We start from the raw sequence: 23,446 nt of genomic DNA on the forward strand, positions 1-23,446 counted from the left end.
ATTTTATTAAATTACCAAATGCGCACGCGATCTTCGGGAGCCAAATACATTGGGTCTCCTTCTTTTATATCAAAGGCTTCGTAAAAAGCATCCACATTTTGTAATGGTTGCGTTGCTCTATAGCGGCCCGGCGAATGTGGATCCGTTTTTACCTGGTTGCGCAAGGCTTCTTCGCGGGCTTTGGTTCTCCAAACGGTTGCCCAACTCATAAAGAAACGTTGCTCTGGAGTGAACCCGTCAATGTTTTCAGGTCTTCCATTTTCTTTGTAAAAACGTTGCAAACCATCGTAAGCTGCAAGAACGCCGCCAAGGTCACCAATGTTTTCACCCAAGGTAAATTTTCCATTGATATAAACGCTGTCCAAAACGGCAACATTGCTGTATTGGTCTGCCAATTTATTTCCACGGGCGGTGAAATTTTCAAGGTCTTTTTCGGTCCACCAGTTTACTAGATTTCCATTGGCATCAAAACGGGCGCCGCTGTCATCAAACGCGTGCGATATTTCGTGACCTATCACGGCTCCCATTCCGCCATAATTTACAGCTTCATCTGCTTTGTAATCATAAAACGGTGGCTGAAGAATTGCAGCTGGGAAAACAATTTCATTGTTGAACGGATTGAAATATGCATTTACCGTTTGCGGGCTCATTCCCCATTCGGTGCGGTCCACGGGCTCATCAATTCTGTCAAGATTATCCTTTTTGTTCCATTTTTGAACAGCAACCATATTGTCGTAGAAAGTATTTCCTGGTTTTACTTCCATAGCGCTGTAATCTTTCCATTTGTCTGGGTAACCAATTTTAACGGTGAATTTATCCAGCTTTTCGATAGCTTTCGTTTTGGTACTATCAGTCATCCAGTCCAGTGCTTGAATTCTGTCTTTATAGGCTGCAATTACGTTTGCAATCATTTTTTCAGCCTTTTCTTTTGCTTCCGGAGGAAACATTTCATCAACATACAGTTTTCCAAGCGCTTCGCCCACACTTCCGTTCACGGTTTCCAGCGCGCGCTCATCTGCAGGCTTCTGTTTTTTGGAACCATTCAACGTTGCGCTGTAAAAATCCCAGTTCGCTTTTTCCATTTCTGGAGTGAGCATGCCGGCGGCATCATTTAGTGTAGACCAGCGAAGCACTGTTTTCCAGGTTTCCACATCATTCTTAGCTAAAATATTCTGAACCGTCTCCATATACTTTGGCTGCATTACAAAAATGGTATCCGGAATTTTTTTGATGTCAAGATTTTTCAAAACCTGTTCCCACTGGAAGGCAGGAACCATTTTTTGAACCTCGGCAAGCGTTCTTGGATTATTGAAATTTCTGAAATCACGGCTAGCAACTTTATCCAGTCGGGGGGTAGCAAGCTTGGTTTCAAAATCCAAAATTGTTTTTGCCTGGGTACGTGCAGATTCTTCCGAATCTCCCAAAAACTGAAGCATTCGTGTAATATGGTCTACATACTGCTCACGAATTTTTACAGAGGCAGGATCTGTATTTGTGTAAAAATCACGGTCCGGCAATCCAAGTCCGCCCGGTGCAAGATAAGCCGAATTCATTGAGCTGTCATTGGGATTTGAAGTTGCGAAGAGCCCAAAGAATGGCTGTGAAATGGTTACTGAATTTTCAGAAATTACCTTTTGCAAATCTGCCGCGGTTTTAATGGAAGCAATTTTGTCAAGCTCAGGCTGTAGCGGTGCAATTCCTGCTTTTTCTCTGGCAACGGTATCAAGCTCAGATTCGTAGATCATTATTGCTTTTGCTTGGTCTGTATTTTCTCCGTATTTATCGCTCTTTTTTGCGCGGTCAAGAATATCCAGCACATTGGCCGCGGTTTGTTTGCGTAGAATTGTAAATCCACCCCAGCTGGTCTGATCGTCTGGAATTTCATTATTCTTCATCCAGTTTCCGTTTACGTAATTGTAGAAATCTACTTTTGGGCTTACGGTGGTGTCCATATTTGCCAAAATAATTCCGTGTGGTTCGGTATCCGCTTTTGCAACTTCGGTTTTTTCCTTGCAGGCCATAACTGAAACAGCAAGCGCAGCCGTTGCAAGCATTGGTTTTAGAAAATTGTTTTTCATTGGATTATATTTCATTTTATCTATTTGGGTAATGTTCAATTGTATATTAGTTGTGAAAAATCTAAAAAGTTACAAATCATCTGTTTTTATTATCCTGAAGCTCAAGTCTGTAAATGGAATCCGAAAATTGCTTCTGTTTTTTTAGTTCATTTTCCTCATCTTCCCTTCGTTCATAATCTATCATTTGCTTTCGGAATTTTTCATTCAACTGAATGACGAAATTTTCTACCGAAGTATTGAATTCCAAAATGGAATTTTGCACCTGCGCCGAATCTATTCTGGACTCATGCGCGACTTGGTATAACAGGCTGGTACGTGTTTTTATTACTTTTAGCCTACTTTGTATAAAATTAGTGTTTAACGTATCCGGAATCATTTTTATTACCGAATCTGCATATTCCTGCAACCTTTCAGAACGATTTTTCAGCGCTTCAAAATTACTGCCGTTTACATTATTTGCTTCCGCAAGCAGGTCTTCAAGTCCTCCCCATTTCAGCATTTCCTCCCGCGCTGGGGCAGAGAGTTGGGGCAGGGAAAAGTTTTTTTCACCAAAAACAATGGAAAAATCTGGTGATGTATCCTCGGGCAAGGTTTGCTGGCTGTTGTTTCTGCAGGAATAAAGCAGAAATAAACAAAGGAATAGTGGAAATAAAAACTTCATATTTAATATAAGAGCACAAATATACTTGATATAAAGAATATGGTACATTATTTTTTGATGTGAAAAAGCCTTTGGAATGGCTATATTTACACTCGATTATTTCAAAAATTATTATGAAAAAGAGAATTCTCATCATTGGAGCTTGCGGACAGATAGGCACGGAGTTAACGGCGTATTTAAGAAGTATTCACGGAAATCACAAGGTTATAGCAAGCGATATTCGTGAAGGAGATGCTGCTATGATGCAATCCGGACCTTTTGAGGTATTGGACGCAATGGATTACGATGCGGTTGAAGAGGTGGTAATTCGCCATGAGATAACCGATGTATATTTAATGGCCGCCATGCTATCCGCAACCGCTGAGAAATTCCCAATGAAAGGATGGAACCTAAATATGGATTCCCTTTTTCACGTGCTCAATTTAGCAAAGGACAAAAAAGTAGATAAGGTTTTTTGGCCTTCCAGCATCGCGGTATTTGGTCCATCAACCCCCAAAACCGATACGCCCCAGCGCACAGTGATGGAGCCAACAACCGTTTATGGAATCAGCAAACAAACAGGAGAGCGCTGGTGCGAATATTATTATAATCGATACGGTGTGGACGTGCGCAGTATACGTTATCCGGGATTGATTAGTTACAAAACATTGCCCGGCGGTGGTACAACAGATTATGCCGTGGATATTTATCATAAAGCGCTTAAACACAAAAAATATATTTGTTTTCTGAATAGTGAAACCACGCTTCCTATGATGTTTATGGACGATGCCATTAAAGCGACCGTTGGGATTATGGATGCGCCAAAAGAAAATATCAAAATAAGATGCTCATACAATCTTGCCTCTATGAGTTTCAACCCTGAGGAAATTGCCGAAAGTATAAAAAAACATATACCTGAATTCCAAATAAGCTATGAGCCGGATTTTCGGCAGGCAATAGCAGATAGTTGGCCACAAAGTATTGATGACAGCGAAGCGCAAAGAGATTGGGGTTGGAAAAGTGAATTTACACTGGATGAAATGACCAAAACAATGCTCGATAATTTATAGTCGAATAAATTTTTTTATTCGTTCTTTTCCTCTTCAAATTCAACTTCGAGGATAGTTGCAGTGCCATTTTTACCTTCGTTTGAAATAAAAATAGCTCCCTCGGCACCAAAGTCAATACCTTCTGGTTGCGGAAAGGCTTCAGCATCCAGCGGATGCAATTCTATAGGTTTTCCAGTAGCATCTGTAATCAAGAGTCTGGCGGGATTGCTTTGCAAAATGTAGATATTGTTTGTGGTAGGGTGTACAGCAATATCTGAAGGATAAAAGGAAGGGTCAATTTCATCGTCATCGTCCGCATCCTTACTTTGAAATATTGGGTCATTTAATGAAATACGAATTATGGGGTTGGTTTCTACGGCTTTATTTTCCAGATTAAAAGCATAGATGCCTTTATGGCCGTCATCTTCGGGACCTTTGTTCTTTGTAATCAAAAGAAGCCTATTGTTTTTCTTGTCCAGCGTCAATGATTCCATATTATTTTTTCCGGTAAAAGCAGTCTTATGTTGTGTTACGCTGAAATTTGGATTTAGATAATTGGCAACTTCAAAAAGAACACCATCGCTTCGTAGCACATAGGCCGTACTGTCTACAATGGACAATGCTTCGTAATCGCCAGGCTTTCCGAAATTTATCTGCTTTTCAACCAAAGAGGTTGAGAGATTATATATAAAGATAATTCCCTCCTCATCCTGAACGCAGGCAATATTGTTCTCATCAACAACTGAAATTCCGGAGATTTCATCTAGCGGCACCGGCATATTCCACTTTCTGCTAATTACGTAGCTTACTTCTTCTAGTCGGGGATTTAGCGCGGGGTTTTCAAACATATACCACATTACCCCTACAAATGCCAAGACTCCCACAATTATTGCCGCTGCTATCCCGTTTTCTTTCATTATTAGTTAAACTATTTTAAGTTGAAAAGATGGATAAAATAAAGGAAAATATACGTTTCTTTACTTAAAATTTTTATAAAAAGCGAAAGATTGGATTTTGGGTTCACACAATTGCGATGAATTTATTGTAGCCTCACCAACCGCGAGGCTTAGGGGGAAGGTGGAATCTGGGTCTATGGGACTTTGTAGCCTCACCAGCCCTGAGGCTTCGGGGGAACGTGGGATCTGGGTCTATGGAATTTTGTAGCCTCACCAAGAATCGAACTTGGATCTAAAGTTTAGGAAACTTCTATTCTATCCATTGAACTATGAGGCCCAAACAAAAAATCCCAACAGAAATGTTGGGATTTTTGCTCCTCCTCTTGGGCTCGAACCAAGGACCCTCTGATTAACAGTCAGATGCTCTAACCAACTGAGCTAAGGAGGAATATTTCTTTTTATTACACCATCCCGAAGGCTGTTTGTAATGCTAAATATATGGCTTTTCTCATTTAGCGGTTGCAAATATACCTATTTTTTAATTCCATCAAAATAAAAAATAGAACTTTCTGAAAATTTTGAAATCTTTTCTGCCAATGCTTATTCCAAATCTTTCAATCGTTGTAGCAACGAAACACTTTCCGAAGTATTTATGTGTTCCAAAATTGTCTTTGCCTCGCTTATTTTTCCATCGTTAATTTTACTCAAAGCCAAATAGTATCGGGCATCGTCGTTGAAGATGCTGTTTTTTTTAATGGTTACATTTTCCAAGAAACCAGATGCTTGGCTCGAGTTACCCTTTGCCAGATACGCCACGCCTACAAAATAATTCAAAGTATCACTTTCTTTATTTTTTTGAAGAAGCGGTTGCCATTTTTCTAAAGCCTCATCATATTTTTTTCTTTTGTAATCTACCATTCCTTCATAGAAAACATAATCTTCTGAAGGGCCCATTGTAGTGGGTAGGCCAGGGTCCGGTCTAAAATTTTCAGCAAATACGGACTGTGGTGTTTCATTTTGAAAAAAAAGCGCCCAACTTGTGACTCCAATAATTACAAGGATGGCAGCCGCTGCGGCAAACCAAAACGAGCGATTTTTTGTTGAATTTTCCGTATACATTTCACGATGGAAAACGTCAAGAGAATCACGCAAAAAATATTCCTCCGCGCCATCTGTAATAGCTTTCTGTTCTTCAACCGCCGCTTTCAAAATAGTATCGCTCTCCAATCTTTTCTCGAACGCATCAAGCTGGTTTGCTGGCAATTCTCCGCGCAGATATTGATCAATTTGATCTTGAATAAGCTGCGCTCTGTGTTTGTTTTTATCGGTTTCCATTTGGGGTGGACTCTGTTTTTTTTCTAAGTTGCTCTAGGCAACGATATTTTGCATTTTTTGCGGAAGCTTCATCTATTGAAAGAATTTCGGCAATAATTTTAAAGGATTTCTTTTCAAAATAAAATAGTTTTAAAATCAATTGGCATTTTTCACCCAAATGCGAAATGGCTTCAAGAATTTTTTCAATTTGTTTATTTTTGATTCGGATCTCTTCGGTTTCCGGCTCATAGAATTCAATTTCCCTATTGATGAACGTCTTGTTTTTATAGGCCGCCGAACGTAAATGGTCCAGCCATTTGTTTTTGGCAATCTGAAAAAGATAGCCATTTATCGCTGTTGGACTTTCCGCGGTAAATTTGTTTGCCTTTACATTTTTCCACATCGCCACAAACGCCTCTTGGTAAATGTCCTTTGCCTCGGCAATACTTCCGTTATTTTTGAGGATATAGGTTTTTACTTTTGAAAAATTGGTTGTGTACACTTTTTTAAGTGTAGCGCTGTCATTCTGTATAATTAGCGCAACAATTTGGTTTGATTGGTCTTGTGTTCGGGAAATTTTCAATTCCTGTGAAATTTTTTAAACAGAACAGAAAGATACAATTTATCCCGTGTGCATTCCAAAAATTTAATAGTACCAATATTTTTTTCTAATAAATTTTCAATCCTCTAAAATAGAATCGAAAATAGGAATGAAATGTCATCAATAAAAAAACCCCGGAATATTCCGGGGCTTTTTTATAATACAAAGAAATTTTTATCCGAATAACCAACGGTAAATATCATTTCCGTTTGCGAACAAAACAAGGGCAATCAATATGAAGAAACCTACCATTTGCGCATATTCCATAAATTTATCGTTCGGTTTTCTGCCAGTCACTATTTCATACAGCAGAAACATAACGTGCCCGCCATCCAGCGCTGGGATGGGAAGAATGTTCATAAAGGCCAAAATGATTGAAATGAGTGCAGTGGTTTCCCAAAAACGGCCCCAGTCCCAAGCATCGGGGAACAAATTGCCAATGGCGCCAAAACCGCCAACCTGGGTTGCGCCTTTTTTCGTGAAAACATATTTAAACTGTTTAACATAGTCCACCAAAATATTGGTCCCGTACCCTATGCCACCGGCAATGCTTTCACCCAACGAATATTCTACTTTTGTCTCGCCCAATTTCAATTCCTTCCCGAAGGACATAAAACCAAATTTCCCTTCTTCATTTGGCTTCACCTGAATGGTTTCCAATTGATTATTTCTAGAGACTACAAAAGTGTTTTCAGCATCCTTATTTACATAGGTGTCAATTTGGTTATAGTGGTCTATTGGTTGGCCGTTTACCTCCACTATTTTGTCGCCCACCTTAAATCCTGCCTTTGCGGCCGGATAATCGGGGAAGAGGGTGTCCATTACCGCCAATCTCATAGGCTCAAAAGGGCGCAACACATCGTTTTTGAACATTTGGGTTCCGGCATCTTCAGGCACAGCAATAGTTTCGGTACTTCCATCAGCATGCCGTACTTCAATATTTTCAACATCCCTTAAAAAAAGATATTTGTTTACATCCATCACATTGGTGAGTTCTTCACCATTCACCTTTAAAACATGGTCGCCATCTTGAAAACCATATTTCTTGAATTGTTCAGCCACCGCAAAACCTTTTGGAAGGTCATCATTCGTTGTTATATCGCGGCCGTAGAAATATAAAATTCCCATATAAATAACAAATCCCACGATAATATTTACCGTAACACCGCCAAGCATAATTATCAATCGTTGCCAAGCTGGTTTGCTGCGGAATTCCCACGGCTGTGGCGGTTGGGCCATTTGCTCCTTGTCCATGCTCTCGTCAATCATCCCAGAAATTTTCACATAACCACCAAGCGGCAACCAACCTATACCATAAACGGTTTCGCCTATTTTCTTTTTGAAAAGTGAAAATTTGACATCAAAAAAAAGATAGAATTTCTCGACCCGGGTCTTAAAAAGTTTTGCGGGAATAAAATGCCCCAACTCGTGAAGGACAATTAATATGGACAAGCTTAAAATAAGCTGAATAGCTTTAACAGCGAATGGACTCATAGGTATCTAAATATATTCTTTATAAAATATCAGACTCAATTGTAAGCAATACGTTACCAAAAACGAGTCCATAAAAACGTACGCTTCAATCATTTTCTGAAGCCGTAAAAATGAAGGCACAAAAGTAATCTTTTACAACGTGCAAAAAAAATAAGCCAAAGCGTTTACTCGGTATTTTATGATTCAGAAATTTAATGTGAAAAAATTAGGGCGTATTTTTGCCAAAATATATAGCTTCATCGCCTAAATAGTTGAAAATGCTCACGTTTTTCAGAAAATATAAATTCTTCGGAATTGTCCTTCTCATTCTTTCCGTTATTATTATTTCCATCATCTACTCCATAATGAAACCGAAGCCGGTGTTAAAAATCTTCCAGCCGGCCGATGTTGCCACGGAACTTGTTGATACCACCATTCAATACGTAAAAAAATACCACACCATTGCCGATTTTTCGCTTACAAACCAAAATGGTAAAACCATTACCCAAAAGGATTATGAGGGAAAGATTTATGTGGCGGACTTTTTCTTCACAACCTGCCAGAGTATTTGCCCAATTATGACAGATCACATGGCTAAAATTCAGCAAAAAATAGAAAATGATGATGAGGTGCTGCTGCTCTCACATACCGTAACACCAGAAATTGATACCGTGGCGCAATTAAAAAGGTACGCGCTGGAAAAAGGGGTGAACGATAAAAAATGGAATTTGGTGACCGGCGATAAAAAGGAAATTTACAATTTGGCACGAAAATCATACTTGGTCGCCAAAGACGCACAATACAATCCATACGATTTAATACATACCGAAAATTTTGTGCTCGTAGATAAGAAAAAACGAATACGCGGATTTTACGACGGCACAAACCCAGAGGAAATTGAAAAACTATTGGAGGATTTAAAAATTCTAAAGCGGGAGGATTGATTCCAGTAATCCTCAAAAAAACTGCCTTGCCTTTTTCTACGTCCTTTTTTTCAGTTACTTTTGCTTGTTTAAAATCAATCTAAATAATTTCCTCAGAATGCTTACCATTGCGTCCCTCAAAAAAGGCCAGCGCGCCATCATCAAGGAATTTTCCGTGGATGTAGTGCCCTTAAAACTTTTGGAAATGGGCTGTCTTCCCGGAAACGAAGTCCATTTGGTCCAGACCGCGCCTTTTCAGGATCCACTGTATCTAAACATCAATGGGAGCCACCTCGCCATACGCCGGGAAACCGCGAGTAAGATTGAAATTGAATTGATTTAACAGAATGGCAAAACAAATAAATGTTGCCCTTATTGGAAACCCAAATACAGGAAAAACCTCGGTATTCAACAGGCTCACGGGGCTTAACCAAAAAGTGGGCAATTATCCTGGAATTACCGTTGAAAAAAAACAGGGAATCTATAAATACGGCCGCGGCAGAAAAGTACATATCCTCGATCTGCCCGGAACATACAGCCTCAACGCCTCTTCGGTTGATGAAAATGTGGTTATTGAATTATTACTGAATAAAAACGATAAAGATTTTCCCGATGTTGCCGTGGTAGTGGCAGATGTTGAAAATCTAAAACGAAATTTATTACTATTTACCCAAATTAAAGATTTGGGAATACCCACCATCCTCGCCATAAACATGGCAGATAGAATGAAGCGAAAAGCCATAACGCTTGATGTTCAGTTGCTTGAGGAAAAGCTGAAAACCAAAATTGCACTAATTAGCTCCCGCAAGAATGAAGGTTTTGACAACCTGAAGGATTTGATTGAAAACTATGCTACTCTTTCAACCAAGCCAAGTTTGAACGCTTCGCGGATTGCGCCCGAATATTTTGATAGATTGCGCAAAGCCTTTCCGCAGCAAGATCTTTACAAACTTTGGCTCGTTATTACACAAGATGTAAACTTCGGAAAGCTTGATAGGCAGGAATTTAAAGGTATCGCTTCATTTAAAACGGAATCCGTCAGTAATCTGAAAAGGCTTCAACAAAAGGAAACCGTAGCGCGATACCAATTCATAAACGAGACTTTAAAGGAAACACTTCATATTGACGTAGAAAATGCCAAGGATCTACGGAGTCGTCTGGATCGTGTATTGACCCATAAAATCTGGGGCTATGTAATTTTCTTCGGAATTCTACTGCTCATTTTTCAAGCTATTTTCGATTGGAGCAGCTACCCAATGGATTTTATAGACACCACGTTCGCTTCTTTAAGCGAATGGACTAAAACTACGCTTCCGCCGGGAGATTTTACAGATTTAATTGCGGAGGGAATTATTCCCGGCCTCGGTGGAATCGTTATTTTCATTCCCCAGATTGCATTTCTGTTTCTGTTTATTTCCATTCTCGAGGAAACGGGATATATGAGCCGCGTAGTTTTTTTGATGGACAGGATTATGCGGCGTTTTGGGTTAAGCGGAAAAAGTGTCGTTCCATTAGTGGCGGGCACTGCCTGCGCCATTCCAGCAATTATGGCAACCCGTAATATTGAAAATTGGAAAGAAAGGTTGATCACCATTTTGGTTACGCCCTTCACAACCTGTTCTGCACGGTTACCTGTTTACCTCATAATAATTGCATTGGTAATCCCAGACGATCGCGTACTGGGAATCTTCAGCTTGCAAGGGCTTACGCTCATGTTTATGTACTTGCTCGGCTTCGGTGCGGCTATATTTTCAGCGTATATTTTGGACAAAGTTTTAAAGATTCGCTCCCGTAGTTTTTTTGTGGTCGAAATGCCCAATTATAAAATTCCGTTGCCCAAAAACGTACTCATTACCGTAGTTGAAAAAACCAAAGCTTTTGTGCTAGGCGCGGGAAAAATAATTCTTGCCATTTCCATAATTCTCTGGGTATTGGCATCATACGGCCCGGGAAGTTTCAATGACGCGGAAAGTATCGTGCGCCAACAATTTGCTTCCGAAAATTTAAATGAAGAAGAAATTGCGATGCACGTGGATTCCTATAAACTCGAAAATTCATATATAGGAAAAATTGGCCACGCTATTGAGCCCGCGGTACGGCCTTTGGGGTACGATTGGAAAATTGGTATTGCCATTGTAAGCTCTTTCGCCGCGCGCGAAGTATTTGTAGGTACCCTCGCAACTATTTACAGCGTGGGCAGCGAAGAGGAGGAGACCATAAAAAACCGAATGGCGGCCGAGGTCAATCCCGTTTTGGGTACGCCACTTTTTAATTTTGCCAGCGGCGTTTCACTATTGTTGTTTTATGCCTTTGCGATGCAGTGTATGAGCACACTCGCCATCGTAAAACGTGAAACCAATAGCTGGAAATGGCCTATGTGGCAATTGGTGGTAATGAGCGCAATTGCTTATGTTGTGGCGCTTGCGGCATTTCAATTTTTGAAGTAAAATAACTATCTTAGTACTATGCAGACCCTTTTAGTCTTAATCACATTTATTATTGCCGCAGGCTTTTTGCTTAAAAAATTTATATGGAATCCCATTTTTGAAGGACGCCAAAATGCGAGCAGTACCTTAGACGGCGGAAAAACCAAATGTGGGAAAAAAGACTGCGGTTGCCATTAATTTTCTGAAGCATCTTCCTTTGTAATTTCGAGCACGTAACCTGAGATTTCATTATTGCTGTCCTTTGGGTATGGTTTTAATTCTGAAGCTTGTAAAATATATTCACCTGTCTTTAGAACCATCTTCGTATCATTTTCACCTTCGCGGGTTTCCCCTAAAATGATTTTTTTCTCAACCGGTGCCTTTCCACTTTCAGCAATGGTTACTGAAACTTTTGCTCGTCCCGCCCACACGCACTGTACATTGGTTGGACAGCGGGAATCCTCAGTTACTTCATTGAAAGTGATACTTGTACCATCCATAGTAACAGTCTGCTTCAGCGAAAGCTCTAGTGGAAATTTAATGGTTTCCGCCATTTTCTTTTGCCCCGAAGAGCAACTTGCTAGAACCAAAATCGAAAGAATAAGTATATATTTCATTATAAATTTTTTTCGGAATAAATAAAGATACTTAAAATAGTTTTGCGGAAGCGATAGCGGTTATCCCAGGCCTACGTCCAGAAACATCATAAACATAAATCCTCCAATAAATCCTACCGTGGCGATGTCAGTATTGTTACCGCGTTGGCTTTCAGGCACTACTTCCTCCACCACAACAAAAATCATAGCTCCCGCGGCGAAGCATAGCGCGTAGGGCAAAATTGGCTGAAATGTCATAACCGCCCAAGCGCCCAAAACCGCGGCAATTGGCTCTACGGCTGCAGACAAATGCCCAAAGTTAAAGGATTTCCATCGGCTCATTCCCTGCCCACGCAACGGCATTGCAACGGCAAAGCCTTCGGGAAAATTTTGAAGTCCAATCCCAATGGCAAGCGCAACGGCACCGGCAATGCTCGCGCCCTCAAAACCCATTGCCGCTCCTCCAAACAATACTCCAATGGCCAATCCCTCGGGAATGTTGTGCATTGTTATGGCCAAAGTCAAAAGCACAGAGCGATGCCACGGGGTTTTTATGCCTTCGGCTTCGCTTTTCCTGAAATTGATATGCAAATGCGGTAAAATTTTATCGAGTATAAATATAAAGAGTGCTCCCAGTCCAAAGCCTACAATAGCGGGAACGGTTTTTGAAAATCCTTCACCGGGGCTCATTTCTATTCCTGGGGCCAAAAGCGACCAAAAACTTGCCGCCACCATCACCCCGCCCGTAAAACCGAGCATGCCGTCAAAAATCTTTCTGTTCATTTCCTTAAAGAAAAAAACAAGTGCTGCGCCCAAACCAGTCACCGCCCAAGTAAAAAGTGTGGCATAAAATGCGGCCTTTACGGGGCCTATAGATTCAAAATAATTGATTATGCTATCCATTTTATAAAGTTTGAACGTACAGGTTTTCCGCTATTTTAATTGAAATGAAGAATTGCTCTTCACTTACCTGAATCACCATAGAGCCATCAAAAAATTCCTTGCCCAAAACCTTGATTTTAGTTCCGATGCTGATTTTCTTTTTATCCAAATATTGAAGAAATTCCGGACTGCTTTCCTTTACTCCCACACAAATGCCGCTTTGATTTTTTTCTATTTCTGAAAGCAATTTTTTCTCGGTGCGCTTCAATACTCCGTGCTTGTCTGGAATTGGGTCGCCGTGCGGATCAAAGTCTGGGCTTCCCAAAAATTTGTCCAAGCGCGAAATCAATTCTTCAGATTGAATGTGTTCCAACTGTTCCGCAATCTCGTGGACTTCATCCCAGTGAAAGTTTAATTTTTCGACCAAGAAAACCTCCCACAATCGATGCTTTCGTATTACTCCGGCGGCAATCTTTCGGCCAGATTCGGTTAATTGCGCACCTTTATAACGTTTGTAAACCAACATCTTCTTTTCAGCCAATTTCTGAACCATATCCGTAACCGAGGAAGGTTTGGTTTCCATGCTTTCAGCAATGGCATTGGTACTAACTTCTCCTTCAGTTTCCAATTCTAAATGAAAAATGGCTTTTAAATAATTTTCTTCGGCAAGGGTCATTTCAATTTTAAATTTATACAAATATATATTTTTTTAAACTAAAACAAATATTTAGCTTTGCCTAAAAGTATTATTACTCAAAACTAATTTCAGTTGCTCAATGAAGAATATTCTTTATATATTTTTGTCTTCAATTACATTTGCCGCTGCCCAAAATGAAAAGGGAACTGTTTCGGGTACAATTTCAGCAGACGGAAATCCCATTTCTTTTGCCAGCGTTTTTGTAAAAGGTGGCACAGAAGGTACGAGTGCAGATGAAAATGGAAATTTCCAATTAAAAGTTACGCCAGGCTCAATGACCATTGTTGTCCAATCGCAGGGATATGCCTCCCAAAATAAAACGATAAACATTGCAGCCGGGGAAATAAGGAAGTTGAATTTTCTTTTAACTGAAGATGCGCTGGGCCTAGAGCAAGTCGTGGTCAGCGCTACCAGAAACCGAATAACAAAAAAGGAGGCGCCCGTAATTGTAAATGTCCTCAGCTCCAAAATGCTTAACGCCACCCAATCCCTCACGCTAGCGGAAGGATTAAATTATCAGCCTGGCGTGCGCACGGAAACCAATTGCCAAAATTGTGGTTTTACGCAGGTACGTCTCAATGGATTGGAAGGTCAATACACGCAGATTTTAGTCAACAGCAGGCCGATTTTTAGCGCATTAAATGGGGTGTATGGTCTGGAGCAAATTCCCGCGAGCATTATTGATAGGGTCGAGGTGGTACGCAGCGGCGGTTCCGCTTTGTTTGGCTCAAATGCCATTGCGGGAACTATTAATGTGATAACCAAGGAGCCAGTAATTAATACGTGGGATATAGCTTCAAATTTTGGATATATAGACGGAACAGCACTGGACCGAAATATTACTGCAAATGCATCCTTTGTGAATGAAAGTCTGAGTGCTGGAACAACATTTTACGGGATTTTTAGGGATCGGGAAGCGTTTGATGCCAATAATGATGGCTTTTCTGAAATTACAATGCTGAACAATAAATCAGTGGGGGCAAAAGCCTTTTACCGTCCCAATGATAATAGCCGCATTGGAGCAGATTTTAGTTTTATAAATGAATATCGAAGAGGGGGTGATCGCCTTTCTTTGGAGCCACAATTTACAGATATCACCGAAGAATTGGATCATCGCACTATTTTCTCGGGAATTGATTATGAATTTTTTGATGACAGCCGAAAAAATAATGCCTCAGCCTATATTTCAGTGCAACATACTAACAGGGATAGTTATTATGGAGGTTTGGGTGGCGGAAGGACACGTGCTGATAGTATTTCAGCGAATAATGCTTTTGGGAATACAAAAGATCTTGCTCTGGTGGCTGGCGTGAAATATTCGCATAATTTTAAAAATGAAGATGTTATAACCACAGGAACGGAGTATCAACTTAATGATACCGAAGATGCCATTCCCGGCTACAATCGCACCATCGATCAGCGAGTGAATAATTTTGGACTGTATGCTCAATATGAGTGGAAGCCCGTTGAAAAATTCACCGCGCTAGCTGGGGCGAGATTGGATCACGTCCAAGTAGATGGTTTTTATGAAATTCAAACAATTTCAAGGGCATCCCAGGTTTCACAAACCGTATTGAGTCCGCGGTTGACATTGCTTTATAGCGTAACGGATGCCCTTCAATTTCGGGGAGGTTATGCCCGCGGGTTTCGGGCACCGCAGGCTTTTAACGAGGATCTACACATATCATCAGTAGGCGGGGAGCAACGTTTTGTAATACTTTCAGAAAATTTGGAAAGTGAATTTTCAAACGCTTACACGGCCAGCTTTAACTTTACGCGAAGTTTTAAAAAGGTTCAAACCAATTTTTTATTGGAAGGATTTCACACAGTCCTTCAAAATCCATTTACCATTGTGAGCACCGGCAATTCGCTGCCCAGCGGAAGTCTTTTGGAAGAAACGCGAAACGGCGCCGGCGCTACAGTAACCGGAGTGAATATTGAAGGTTCCGTTTCCCCTTCGTCCCAATTGTATTTTCAGGCAGGGATAACATTACAGAAATCCCAATATAACGAGCCGCAGTTGATTTTTGAATCAAGCGGCAATTTTCCCGATGAAGAAAATGTTTTTCTAAAACAATTTCCGCGCGCGCCAAATACCTACGGTTTCATCAATACCAATTGGACGGTTACAGATGCGCTGAAGCTGGATTTTACGGGCAGCCTTACAGGACCCATGGACGTGCCGCACGTGGTAGGCGAAAACGGGTTTGTGGTATTGGAAAGATCACAAACATTTTTTGATCTCACTTCAAAAGTTACTTACCATTTTGACCCATCAGAAAATTTTCACGTGGAAATAAGTGGTGGTGTACAAAATGTTTTGAACAGTTATCAAAGCGATTTTGATCGCGGGCCGCACCGGGATTCAGATTATGTTTATGGTCCCAATAAACCGAGAACCCTATTTTTGGGATTGAAAATTGGCGATTTTTAATTTGAAATTTTTATGAAAATATTCTTCTCTACCATACTATTCATCACCATTTCAATGAACTGTTTTTCACAGGAAACTATTAAAATACAATGGAAATCTTGGAATGAACTTGAAAGCGCGCTACGGGAAAAGCCAAAACCGGTATTGCTTTTTTTCCACACAAAGTGGTGCGTCTATTGCAAAAAAATGCAGCGTGAGGTTTTTACAAATAAAAAAATTATCAAAAAAATGAATGAAGAATATTACGCAGTTGAAATGGATGCGGAAAGTGTGGAAAAAATAGTTTTTGATGGTGTAGAATTTATAAATACGGAAGCTCTCAAAAAACGAAACGGAATCCACCAAATTCCATTGTTATTGGCATCCCGTGAAGACCAACCATTTGTACTGCCGGCAACTATAATTCTTGATGCCAACTTCAAAATAAAACAAAGATTTTTTGAATATCTATCTTCCGAAAAGTTGCTTCAAATTTTATAAAAATTTTTAAAACCCGCGCTCTTTCTGAAGATTTTCACATAATGATTAAAATTTAAAAGCGAACTTTTGCCTTCAATATGAAGAACCTTGGCAAAAGCCGATATTCTGATTGAAAAACTCCCGTATCATCGACCATCAGATTTCTTAAAGTCCTCGTATTCAACAAGTTTTTTCCCATCACTGCCAAAGAAACAGTATTTTTTATAAGAGGATAGCTTCCTTCGAAATCCATAAAGTAGTAGGCGTCATTATCTATATTCAATCCTGAAAAAAAATAGCGTGAGGAGTTTAGGGATAGGTTCAAGTTTTTTATAGGCTCATAGACAATGTCCAAAAATGTTCTGTTCCTTAAATTTTCTTGTTCTGTAATATTTGTTTTGTAGTTGCTTTGAAACCATTCAGTCCCAATATGAAAATTAATAGGACTGCCGAAGGCAGATCTCAATTCGCCCCCATAGTTTAATGTTGAGGCATCCACTTGGCGAAGACTTCCATTTACAATATTTTCAAATCGCTGTTCATTATAACCAATTTTTACTTTTGCGTTTGAGGCCAATGATTTGATGAATATGTTTAGTTCTGTCTGGATATTTGCAAATTCTTTGTCTTTTAACCTTGTTAGTTCATTTAAAATATAGTCACGCGTAAATTCAGATTTTAACCCAAGATATTCGTCATTTTTAATATATATAAAAGAGGTGTTTGCGTAAAATGTACTTAAGATGGTGCCCAACATGTAGTTTACAAAAAAAGTACTGTTATCCAAAGGGTCTATTTGTTGCAAGCCTTTTGAAAATGTATTGTACTGTGTAAGAACAAAACCATCCTGAACACTTTCAGTAGATGGCATTTTGTTTTCGTGTTTAAAAAATGAGGTAATTCGATTCTTTTTGTTTAGTTCCCAATCTAGAGTAATTTTCGGATTTATAAAAAAAGGTGATTTTTTTAAAATTACGTTTTTGGAGTCTAACGTGGTGATGTTTTGCGTAAAGTTAATATTTCCCGTAAACGCAAATGCTCCCAGCTTAAGTTTGTAAGAAGGCTCAAAATAAACATTGAATTGATTGAATATTGAGCTATTCTGGAATCCCGCAGGCCTTTCGTCCAGACCCTCTATTGTAAAATTTGAAGTGTAATTGTTGTTGAAAAAATTTGTGCCAACTTTTGCTTGAAGCAAATCACCGTTCTTCCGCTTGTTGAATAGGCTGGCATCCACGCCAGCAACATTCATTTTGTGCATGCTTAACTGATGCACGCCATTATTGCCGCCATTGCTTTCAAATAAATCCACAAATAAAAAACGGCTGCTCTTATATTTTTGCGGATTTTTTGAATGGATGTAATACCCGTTAATTGACAGGGCGCGGTTGGGTCTAAGTCTATTGGTGTATTTAAAAGTTTGATTGGTCGAAAATGGACTTTCTTCCAGAAATTCTTTTGAAAAATCATTGTTGAACAAAAGCGAGGTATTTGTTTCCATACTGCTTCCATTGAATTTTCCGGAGTATTCAAATATTTGGTCTTTTGAAATATCAAAGGTTAATTCTGCATTGGCGAAGCCGGAAAAAGTCCTTCCATATAGATCATAATCCTCTATGGTGGTAAAAGTTCCAGTGGGCAGAAAATAAGTGTCCAGTGAATTTCTGAAAAACTTATTCTCGTCCCAATCCAAAAAACCAATTGTCTTTAGCTTCAATCTTGGGCTAAAAGAGTAAATATTATTGAGAGAAGCCATTTCGGCATTATTGAAATTGGTGCGCTCATCGCCAACATCGGGTTTGTAATTGATAAGTTTTATAAATGAAATTGCGCCTTGTTCACTTTCCATACTTTCAAAATTAGTTTCCGAACCAGAATCCGTCATCTCAGAAAGGGCAGCTGTTGTTTCTATCCCTACGTTATTAAAATTAGTAAAACCATAAAATTTATTTTTTTCCCGAAACGAAATAATATTTGCACTGGCATCATACCTATTTTCAGATGCAAGTCCATAGCCTGGTTTAAGTACTCCAAATATTTTGTTTTTCACATTGTTTTTTAAAGTAAGATTTAGGGCTACTCGCTCACTTTCTTCAATGCCTTTTAACAAACGATTATTAGAGTAACGGTTATAAACCTCTACTTTATTTATAACGGATGCATCGAGATTCTTGGTAAGCATTTTATAGCCTTTTGCAAAAAGATCATCTCCTTCAACCATCACTTTTTCTACTTCTTTCCCTCCTATTTTAATTTTCCCATCACTCTCCACATTAATTCCCGGAATATTTTTTAATAGATCTTCAACGGTTTCTTCGTTCCCACTTTTAAAGGCATCTGCCTTAAAGATGATGGAATCCTTTTTTACGGTTATTGCCTTGTCTGTGTTTACAATTACTTCATCAAGCGCAAAAGTTTCTTCTTTTAGATTGGCATCAATTTTATATTCTTTATCTTTTTCCAAAAAGATGGATTGGATGTTTTTTTTAAATGAGATTGAGCTAAAGGTAAGTTCGAAATTACCTTCTTTATCTGTAAGGATTTTGTAGGTTCCATTTTCTGTGGTCGTGGAAAAGGCGATTATTCCATCTTGGTTTTCAGCCTTCAATAAAACATTTACATAAGGTATGGGGTTCTGCAATGTATCCTTTACGGTTCCGGAAATGACGCTTTGGGAATAAGCAAAATTGCCCGATAGCGAAAGTATCAGGCAATTTGATAATAATATGAAATATCTCTTTATTCTTTTTCCCATGGATATTCAAGTTCAATACCGTTTTTCTTGATATCGGTTGAAACAAGTTTAGTGCCTTCTGGTGAACGAGCGAGAATAGCTTGTGTGATTTTGTTTATATTACTAGTGCCTTTTTCTACAAATTCTTGATAGCTTATTACAGTTCCGACCTTAGGATTTTGAACTTTTTGATTAGCTTGAGTATATGGAATTTCTATACGTTCTGCGCTAAAATAAACCTCTCCGGTTTGATCGTAAATTTCTAAAATCAATCCCGGCAATCCGCGAAATTTATAGGGGCCAAATGATAAAGGGATTTCAGTTGTAAACCAAGCCACATAATTTCTTCCTCTAAATTTGGCAGTAGCTTTTTGACACTTGTACGTAGAAATTTCTTTAAATTCAGCATGGAGTTCCCATTCTATTTTAACAATATCCTCGTAAATGTAGTAGTTTAAATTTCTATCATCATAAAGAGCCTCTCTGCAGACCAATTTATTACTTTGCAAATTGGAAAAATATACATTACCGATAGAATCACTACCCAACCTAATTTTTATATTAGTAGTCTTCTTATTTTCGTCATCTTTATTGATGTTTTCATCTTTTCCAGTTCTATTAATTTTATCTATTTCATTTTGATAATATGATTTGCCATTATTGAAATATAGAAAGCTAGTTTTTTCTATGGGTTCATAGCCATTGAAATTCAAATTTGATGAATATGTAATTTTACCAGTTTGTGAATAACAGAATGATATTGAAAGGAAAAAAAGAAAGAAATATTTCATAAAGCATCATTTATCCCGCAGAAATGGGGCAGGGCTCATAAGTTACAACGGTAATTGTTTCTATATATGTACCGTGATCTATTGTAATGATCGTTGTCACTTCTATCACACAATTAATTGGAGCAAAGTTTTCTGAAAAAACTTTTGAATTTTCCAATAAAATTAAAGATTGATTGTCATTATTGCCAAAGGCAAATGCACCAAGTGAAAATAAACAGATTGATAATGTAAAAAATAATTTTTTCATAATGTTGAAATTTAAGATTTATTAATCAGTTATGTTCGAACATTTGCAAGATATGTTTTTTTTTTTTGATATTCGGCAAAATTTTAACAAATCTTTTCAGTTCTATTTTCAAAACCCGCGCTCTTTCTGAAGTTGTTCGTACGCTTCCTGCACTTTTTTGAACTTTTCCTCGCCGCCCTTTTGGTGGGCTTCGTCCATATGCTGCAGTTTATCGGGGTGGTATTTTTTTACCATGGCACGGTACGCACTTTTTATTTCTGAAACAGTTGCGGTTCTATCAATCTCCAGAATTTTGTAAGCGCTGTCCGGATTCTTGAAAAACATCGCTTTTATACTTTCAAAATCACGGGCATAAACGCCCAGAAAACCTGCCATGCGGTTGATTTCATTTACCTCTGGCGTGGACACGTTTCCATCTGCATTTGCTATGCTGAACAAAAAGTGTAGAATCTGCAATCTGCTTTCGTAACGCGTTCTTTGCCGTAAAAGAGTACAGATATTCTGGGCAGAAATCTGTCTGTTCTTTATCACTTCGTTGAAAACCTTGAAAGTGGCATTCGCCCTTTCGCGCCCGTAGGCCTGCACAAAATATTGGCGCACGTAATCCAGTTCGGTCTGGTTTACGTTCCCGTCTGCCTTTATCACTAAGGAAGCTAATGAAAGCAGATTCAATTCAAAATCTGCAGGCGTAACATTTTGGGTTCGGGAACCCATAGTAGTTTTAAAACTTCCCTTTACCCTGAAATTATCGAAGATACTTCCTATCAAAAACCCGATAACCGCACCCGGAAATCGGTAGAGAGCAAAACCAAGAACGGCCAATAACCATCGAAGCATAACTGTATTTTTTCTTTTAAGAGCGCACAAAGGTAACCATTTAAAATTCCAAACCTTAAATCGCAAATTCCAAAGTATCAATATTGAGATTCCAGGGAATTTGTGATTTGTAATTTGGGATTTTTCCTTTCTGGAATTTGTATCTTTGCGGTCAATATTATTTTTAAACTTTAAAAGAAAAAATATGTATCCACCAGAACTTGTAAAACCAATGCGCGAAGACCTAACAAAAGTGGGTTTTGCTGAATTATATACTGAAGAAGATGTTGCAAATGCCCTTGAAAAGGAAGGAACTACCCTTGTTGTGGTAAATTCCGTTTGTGGTTGCGCCGCAGCCAATGCACGCCCAGGTGCAAGCATGTCTTTAATGAATGATAAAAAACCGGATCATTTGGTTACCGTATTTGCCGGTGTGGACCGTGAAGCCGTTGATGCCGCACGTTCCAGAATGGTTCCGTTTCCTCCCAGTTCTCCATCTATGGCATTGTTCAAAAATGGCGAATTAGTACATATGCTGGAACGCCACCACATTGAGGGACGCCCGGCACAAATGATTGCCGAAAATTTGAAGGACGCTTACAACGAATATTGCTAAGCAAAAACAGTTGCCATTTATGCAATTGACAAAACCTATTACGGTTGTAGTTGGAATTTTGGCGCTTGGCGCTCTTATTTTCAATTTTTATCAGGATTCAAAAGTTTCCTATTTATTTGGAAGGGAGATAAATCCTTGGCTATACCGTGCATTTTGGCTGGTAGTTGTGGGCATTTGCATTTACAATTATATTTATATTGACCGAAACACGTTGAAAAATAAGTCGGCTGCAAGACGTGGTAACAAACTGAAAATTAGGTCACGTAACTGACAGCGTAAAAAATCAGAATTACAAAAAGGGAAAACCGTCTTTTTAAAGGCGGTTTTCTTATTTTTGAACGCAATGAACGTACTCCTAAAAATCATCAGTTACCCGTTTTCGGCACTTTTTTATTTGCTGTTTGGTATTACAATTGTCGTTTTTCATCCCATCCAGAGCATTTGTTTTCGGGCATTTGGCTATGAGGCCCACAAAAAAAGCGTGGATTATCTTAACTGGGTTTTATTGCGCTGCCTTAATGTATTGGGGACAACATTTCACGTTAAAATCAATACTAATATTCCGAACGACCTCCCGCTGGTAATAGTCTCAAACCACCAAAGCATGTGGGACATTCCGCCCATCACGTGGTACCTCAGAAAGTACCATCCCAAATTTATTTCAAAAGTGGAATTGGGCAAGGGGATTCCGTCCATTTCCTATAATCTAAAACACGGCGGCTCCGTACTTATAGACCGAAAAAACCCCCGGCAAGCCATTGTTGAGCTGGTCAAATTTTCAAAATACCTTCAAAAATTCAAGAGAAGCGGCGTTATCTTTCCCGAGGGAACCCGCAGCAAAACCGGAGTGCCAAAGCCCTTCCGCCGTAGTGGACTGCAAACGCTTTTCAAAAAAATTCCCGATGGGTATGTGGTTCCCGTTACTATCAATAATTCGTGGAAACTGCAGCGCTGGGGGATGTTTCCCGTACAAATGGGCGTGCGTCTGGAAATGATTGCCCATCCCGCCATAAAAATTTCTGAATTTGAAATTGAAGCGCTTATTGATAAAGTGGAAGAAACCATCACTTCAAAAATTCACAGATAATGGCTGTATTTTCTTCGGAAGAAATCATAGCGCGAACCATCGATTTCGTAAAAAATGAATTGCAGGATGCCGAAGGTGGCCACGATTGGTTTCACATAGAACGTGTCTATAAAAATGCGCTTCTCATTTCAGAAACTGAAGAGGTGGACAAAACAGTGGTATCCCTGGGCGCACTGCTACACGATATTGCAGATTCAAAATTCCATAACGGCGATGAAACGGTGGGCCCAAAAAAGGCAATGGATTTTCTTTCTTCGGAAAATATTTCAGCTGAAATTTTGGAACACGTGATTAAAATCATTGAGAATATTTCATTTAAAGGCGGAAATAAAATTCAGAAATTCCATTCAAAAGAATTGGCTGTTGTACAGGATGCCGATAGGCTGGATGCCATTGGCGCCATTGGTATTGCCCGGGCTTTTAATTATGGCGGTTTCAAAAATAGAAAAATGTACGATCCCGAAATTGAGCCAAATCTAAATATGACCCCTTCGGAATACAAAGCTTCCGGTGCGCCCACAATCAATCATTTCTACGAAAAATTATTGCTCTTAAAAGACAGGATGAATACGGAAACAGGCCGAAAAATCGCCGAGGAACGACATCTTTTTATGGAAAAATACCTTCAGCAATTTTATGATGAATGGAATGGTGTGAAATAAGAATGGGAACTATTACACCTAAAAA

The 23,446-nt window shown here is 39.2% G+C and carries 25 protein-coding genes and 2 tRNA genes; 12 read left to right on the forward strand and 15 right to left on the reverse strand.

Translation table 11 applies throughout. From position 1 onward, the window contains the following. Positions 1-11: 11 nt before the first annotated feature. Together KIV10_RS03495 and KIV10_RS03500 are read right to left on the reverse strand one after the other, a co-directional pair. Positions 12-2,078 (reverse strand): M13 family metallopeptidase, encoded by a 2,067-nt coding sequence (locus tag KIV10_RS03495; protein ID WP_214112089.1) that lies wholly within the window; start codon positions 2,076-2,078, stop codon positions 12-14. Positions 2,079-2,154: 76 nt separating this feature from the next. Further along, on the reverse strand, positions 2,155-2,739 hold the full coding sequence (locus tag KIV10_RS03500; protein ID WP_214112090.1) for a hypothetical protein: 585 nt from the start codon (positions 2,737-2,739) through the stop codon (positions 2,155-2,157). Positions 2,740-2,852: 113 nt separating this feature from the next. Between KIV10_RS03500 and KIV10_RS03505 the strand changes: the two genes are divergently transcribed. After that, the gene (locus KIV10_RS03505; RefSeq protein WP_214112091.1) at positions 2,853-3,788 is read left to right on the forward strand and encodes an NAD-dependent epimerase/dehydratase family protein; all 936 of its coding nucleotides are present in this window, start codon (positions 2,853-2,855) and stop codon (positions 3,786-3,788) included. Positions 3,789-3,802: 14 nt separating this feature from the next. On the opposite strand, the gene KIV10_RS03510 is transcribed toward KIV10_RS03505, so the two are convergent. Next, positions 3,803-4,684: a hypothetical protein gene (locus KIV10_RS03510; protein ID WP_214112092.1), complete on the reverse strand. Its 882-nt coding sequence runs from the start codon at positions 4,682-4,684 to the stop codon at positions 3,803-3,805. A 97-nt stretch (positions 4,685-4,781) separates the two neighbouring features. Between KIV10_RS03510 and KIV10_RS03515 the strand changes: the two genes are divergently transcribed. Then, positions 4,782-4,931 carry a hypothetical protein gene (locus tag KIV10_RS03515; protein ID WP_214112093.1) on the forward strand — a complete coding sequence of 50 codons (150 nt, stop codon included), beginning with the start codon at positions 4,782-4,784 and terminating at the stop codon, positions 4,929-4,931. On the opposite strand, the gene KIV10_RS03520 is transcribed toward KIV10_RS03515, so the two are convergent. The 5 genes from KIV10_RS03520 to rseP form a co-directional block, all read right to left on the reverse strand. Beyond that, positions 4,929-5,000, reverse strand: a tRNA-Arg gene (locus KIV10_RS03520). The genes KIV10_RS03515 and KIV10_RS03520 overlap by 3 nt on opposite strands. A 37-nt stretch (positions 5,001-5,037) precedes the next feature. After that, a tRNA-Asn gene (locus tag KIV10_RS03525) sits at positions 5,038-5,111 on the reverse strand. Positions 5,112-5,263: 152 nt separating this feature from the next. Beyond that, a complete protein-coding gene (locus KIV10_RS03530; RefSeq protein WP_214112094.1) occupies positions 5,264-5,998 on the reverse strand; it encodes a hypothetical protein in 735 nt (244 codons plus the stop codon). Further along, positions 5,985-6,560, reverse strand: coding sequence for an RNA polymerase sigma factor (locus KIV10_RS03535; RefSeq protein ID WP_214112095.1), 576 nt, complete (start codon positions 6,558-6,560; stop codon positions 5,985-5,987). The genes KIV10_RS03530 and KIV10_RS03535 overlap by 14 nt, the downstream gene beginning before the upstream one ends. A 192-nt stretch (positions 6,561-6,752) precedes the next feature. Next, positions 6,753-8,072 (reverse strand): RIP metalloprotease RseP, encoded by a 1,320-nt coding sequence (gene rseP / locus KIV10_RS03540; RefSeq protein ID WP_214112096.1) that lies wholly within the window; start codon positions 8,070-8,072, stop codon positions 6,753-6,755. 257 nt (positions 8,073-8,329) lie between these two features. Here rseP and KIV10_RS03545 point away from each other — a divergent pair, with 257 nt between their 5' ends. The 4 genes from KIV10_RS03545 to KIV10_RS03560 all read left to right on the forward strand — a co-directional run bounded on the left by KIV10_RS03545 (position 8,330) and on the right by KIV10_RS03560 (position 11,598). Continuing rightward, on the forward strand, positions 8,330-8,995 hold the full coding sequence (locus tag KIV10_RS03545) for an SCO family protein (RefSeq protein WP_214112097.1): 666 nt from the start codon (positions 8,330-8,332) through the stop codon (positions 8,993-8,995). Positions 8,996-9,092: 97 nt separating this feature from the next. After that, positions 9,093-9,317, forward strand: coding sequence for a FeoA family protein (locus tag KIV10_RS03550; protein ID WP_214112098.1), 225 nt, complete (start codon positions 9,093-9,095; stop codon positions 9,315-9,317). 4 nt (positions 9,318-9,321) lie between these two features. Next, complete coding sequence (gene feoB, locus KIV10_RS03555) at positions 9,322-11,421, forward strand: ferrous iron transport protein B (protein ID WP_214112099.1); 2,100 nt, start codon at positions 9,322-9,324, stop codon at positions 11,419-11,421. Positions 11,422-11,439: 18 nt separating this feature from the next. Further along, the gene (locus tag KIV10_RS03560; protein ID WP_214112100.1) at positions 11,440-11,598 is read left to right on the forward strand and encodes an ATP synthase subunit B family protein; all 159 of its coding nucleotides are present in this window, start codon (positions 11,440-11,442) and stop codon (positions 11,596-11,598) included. Here KIV10_RS03560 and KIV10_RS03565 read toward each other — a convergent pair. Genes KIV10_RS03565 through KIV10_RS03575 form a run of 3 tightly spaced genes read right to left on the reverse strand, consistent with a single transcriptional unit; the run spans position 11,595 to position 13,554 of the window. Then, a complete protein-coding gene (locus KIV10_RS03565; RefSeq protein WP_214112101.1) occupies positions 11,595-12,017 on the reverse strand; it encodes a hypothetical protein in 423 nt (140 codons plus the stop codon). The two genes, KIV10_RS03560 and KIV10_RS03565, sit on opposite strands and share 4 nt — an antisense overlap. A 60-nt stretch (positions 12,018-12,077) precedes the next feature. After that, the gene (locus tag KIV10_RS03570; RefSeq protein WP_214112102.1) at positions 12,078-12,899 is read right to left on the reverse strand and encodes a ZIP family metal transporter; all 822 of its coding nucleotides are present in this window, start codon (positions 12,897-12,899) and stop codon (positions 12,078-12,080) included. 1 nt (position 12,900) lies between these two features. Then, positions 12,901-13,554: a metal-dependent transcriptional regulator gene (locus KIV10_RS03575; RefSeq protein WP_214112154.1), complete on the reverse strand. Its 654-nt coding sequence runs from the start codon at positions 13,552-13,554 to the stop codon at positions 12,901-12,903. A 100-nt stretch (positions 13,555-13,654) separates the two neighbouring features. On the opposite strand from KIV10_RS03575, the gene KIV10_RS03580 reads away from it, so the two are divergent. Then, entirely contained in the window at positions 13,655-16,009 is a 2,355-nt protein-coding gene (locus KIV10_RS03580) for a TonB-dependent receptor (protein WP_214112103.1), read from the forward strand. Between the two features lie 12 nt (positions 16,010-16,021). Then, positions 16,022-16,489, forward strand: coding sequence for a thioredoxin family protein (locus KIV10_RS03585; protein ID WP_214112104.1), 468 nt, complete (start codon positions 16,022-16,024; stop codon positions 16,487-16,489). A 52-nt stretch (positions 16,490-16,541) separates the two neighbouring features. On the opposite strand, the gene KIV10_RS03590 is transcribed toward KIV10_RS03585, so the two are convergent. From KIV10_RS03590 to KIV10_RS03605, 4 genes are all read right to left on the reverse strand, one after another. Then, on the reverse strand, positions 16,542-19,223 hold the full coding sequence (locus KIV10_RS03590) for a carboxypeptidase-like regulatory domain-containing protein (protein WP_214112105.1): 2,682 nt from the start codon (positions 19,221-19,223) through the stop codon (positions 16,542-16,544). Beyond that, positions 19,208-19,993: a GLPGLI family protein gene (locus tag KIV10_RS03595; protein ID WP_214112106.1), complete on the reverse strand. Its 786-nt coding sequence runs from the start codon at positions 19,991-19,993 to the stop codon at positions 19,208-19,210. Before KIV10_RS03595 ends, KIV10_RS03590 begins: the two co-directional genes overlap by 16 nt. Before the next feature lie 10 nt (positions 19,994-20,003). After that, positions 20,004-20,240 carry a hypothetical protein gene (locus tag KIV10_RS03600; RefSeq protein WP_214112107.1) on the reverse strand — a complete coding sequence of 79 codons (237 nt, stop codon included), beginning with the start codon at positions 20,238-20,240 and terminating at the stop codon, positions 20,004-20,006. 108 nt (positions 20,241-20,348) lie between these two features. Continuing rightward, the gene (locus KIV10_RS03605; RefSeq protein ID WP_214112108.1) at positions 20,349-21,077 is read right to left on the reverse strand and encodes a molecular chaperone DjiA; all 729 of its coding nucleotides are present in this window, start codon (positions 21,075-21,077) and stop codon (positions 20,349-20,351) included. A 184-nt stretch (positions 21,078-21,261) separates the two neighbouring features. Here KIV10_RS03605 and KIV10_RS03610 point away from each other — a divergent pair, with 184 nt between their 5' ends. From KIV10_RS03610 to KIV10_RS03625, 4 genes are all read left to right on the forward strand, one after another. After that, complete coding sequence (locus KIV10_RS03610; protein ID WP_214112109.1) at positions 21,262-21,672, forward strand: BrxA/BrxB family bacilliredoxin; 411 nt, start codon at positions 21,262-21,264, stop codon at positions 21,670-21,672. Positions 21,673-21,691: 19 nt separating this feature from the next. After that, entirely contained in the window at positions 21,692-21,943 is a 252-nt protein-coding gene (locus KIV10_RS03615; protein ID WP_214112110.1) for a hypothetical protein, read from the forward strand. Positions 21,944-22,015: 72 nt separating this feature from the next. Then, on the forward strand, positions 22,016-22,759 hold the full coding sequence (locus tag KIV10_RS03620; protein WP_214112111.1) for a lysophospholipid acyltransferase family protein: 744 nt from the start codon (positions 22,016-22,018) through the stop codon (positions 22,757-22,759). After that, the gene (locus tag KIV10_RS03625; protein WP_214112112.1) at positions 22,759-23,421 is read left to right on the forward strand and encodes an HD domain-containing protein; all 663 of its coding nucleotides are present in this window, start codon (positions 22,759-22,761) and stop codon (positions 23,419-23,421) included. Before KIV10_RS03620 ends, KIV10_RS03625 begins: the two co-directional genes overlap by 1 nt. Positions 23,422-23,446 lie beyond the last annotated feature (25 nt).

It is taken from the genome of Aequorivita echinoideorum (assembly GCF_018476645.1).
Taxonomy (GTDB): domain Bacteria; phylum Bacteroidota; class Bacteroidia; order Flavobacteriales; family Flavobacteriaceae; genus Aequorivita; species Aequorivita echinoideorum.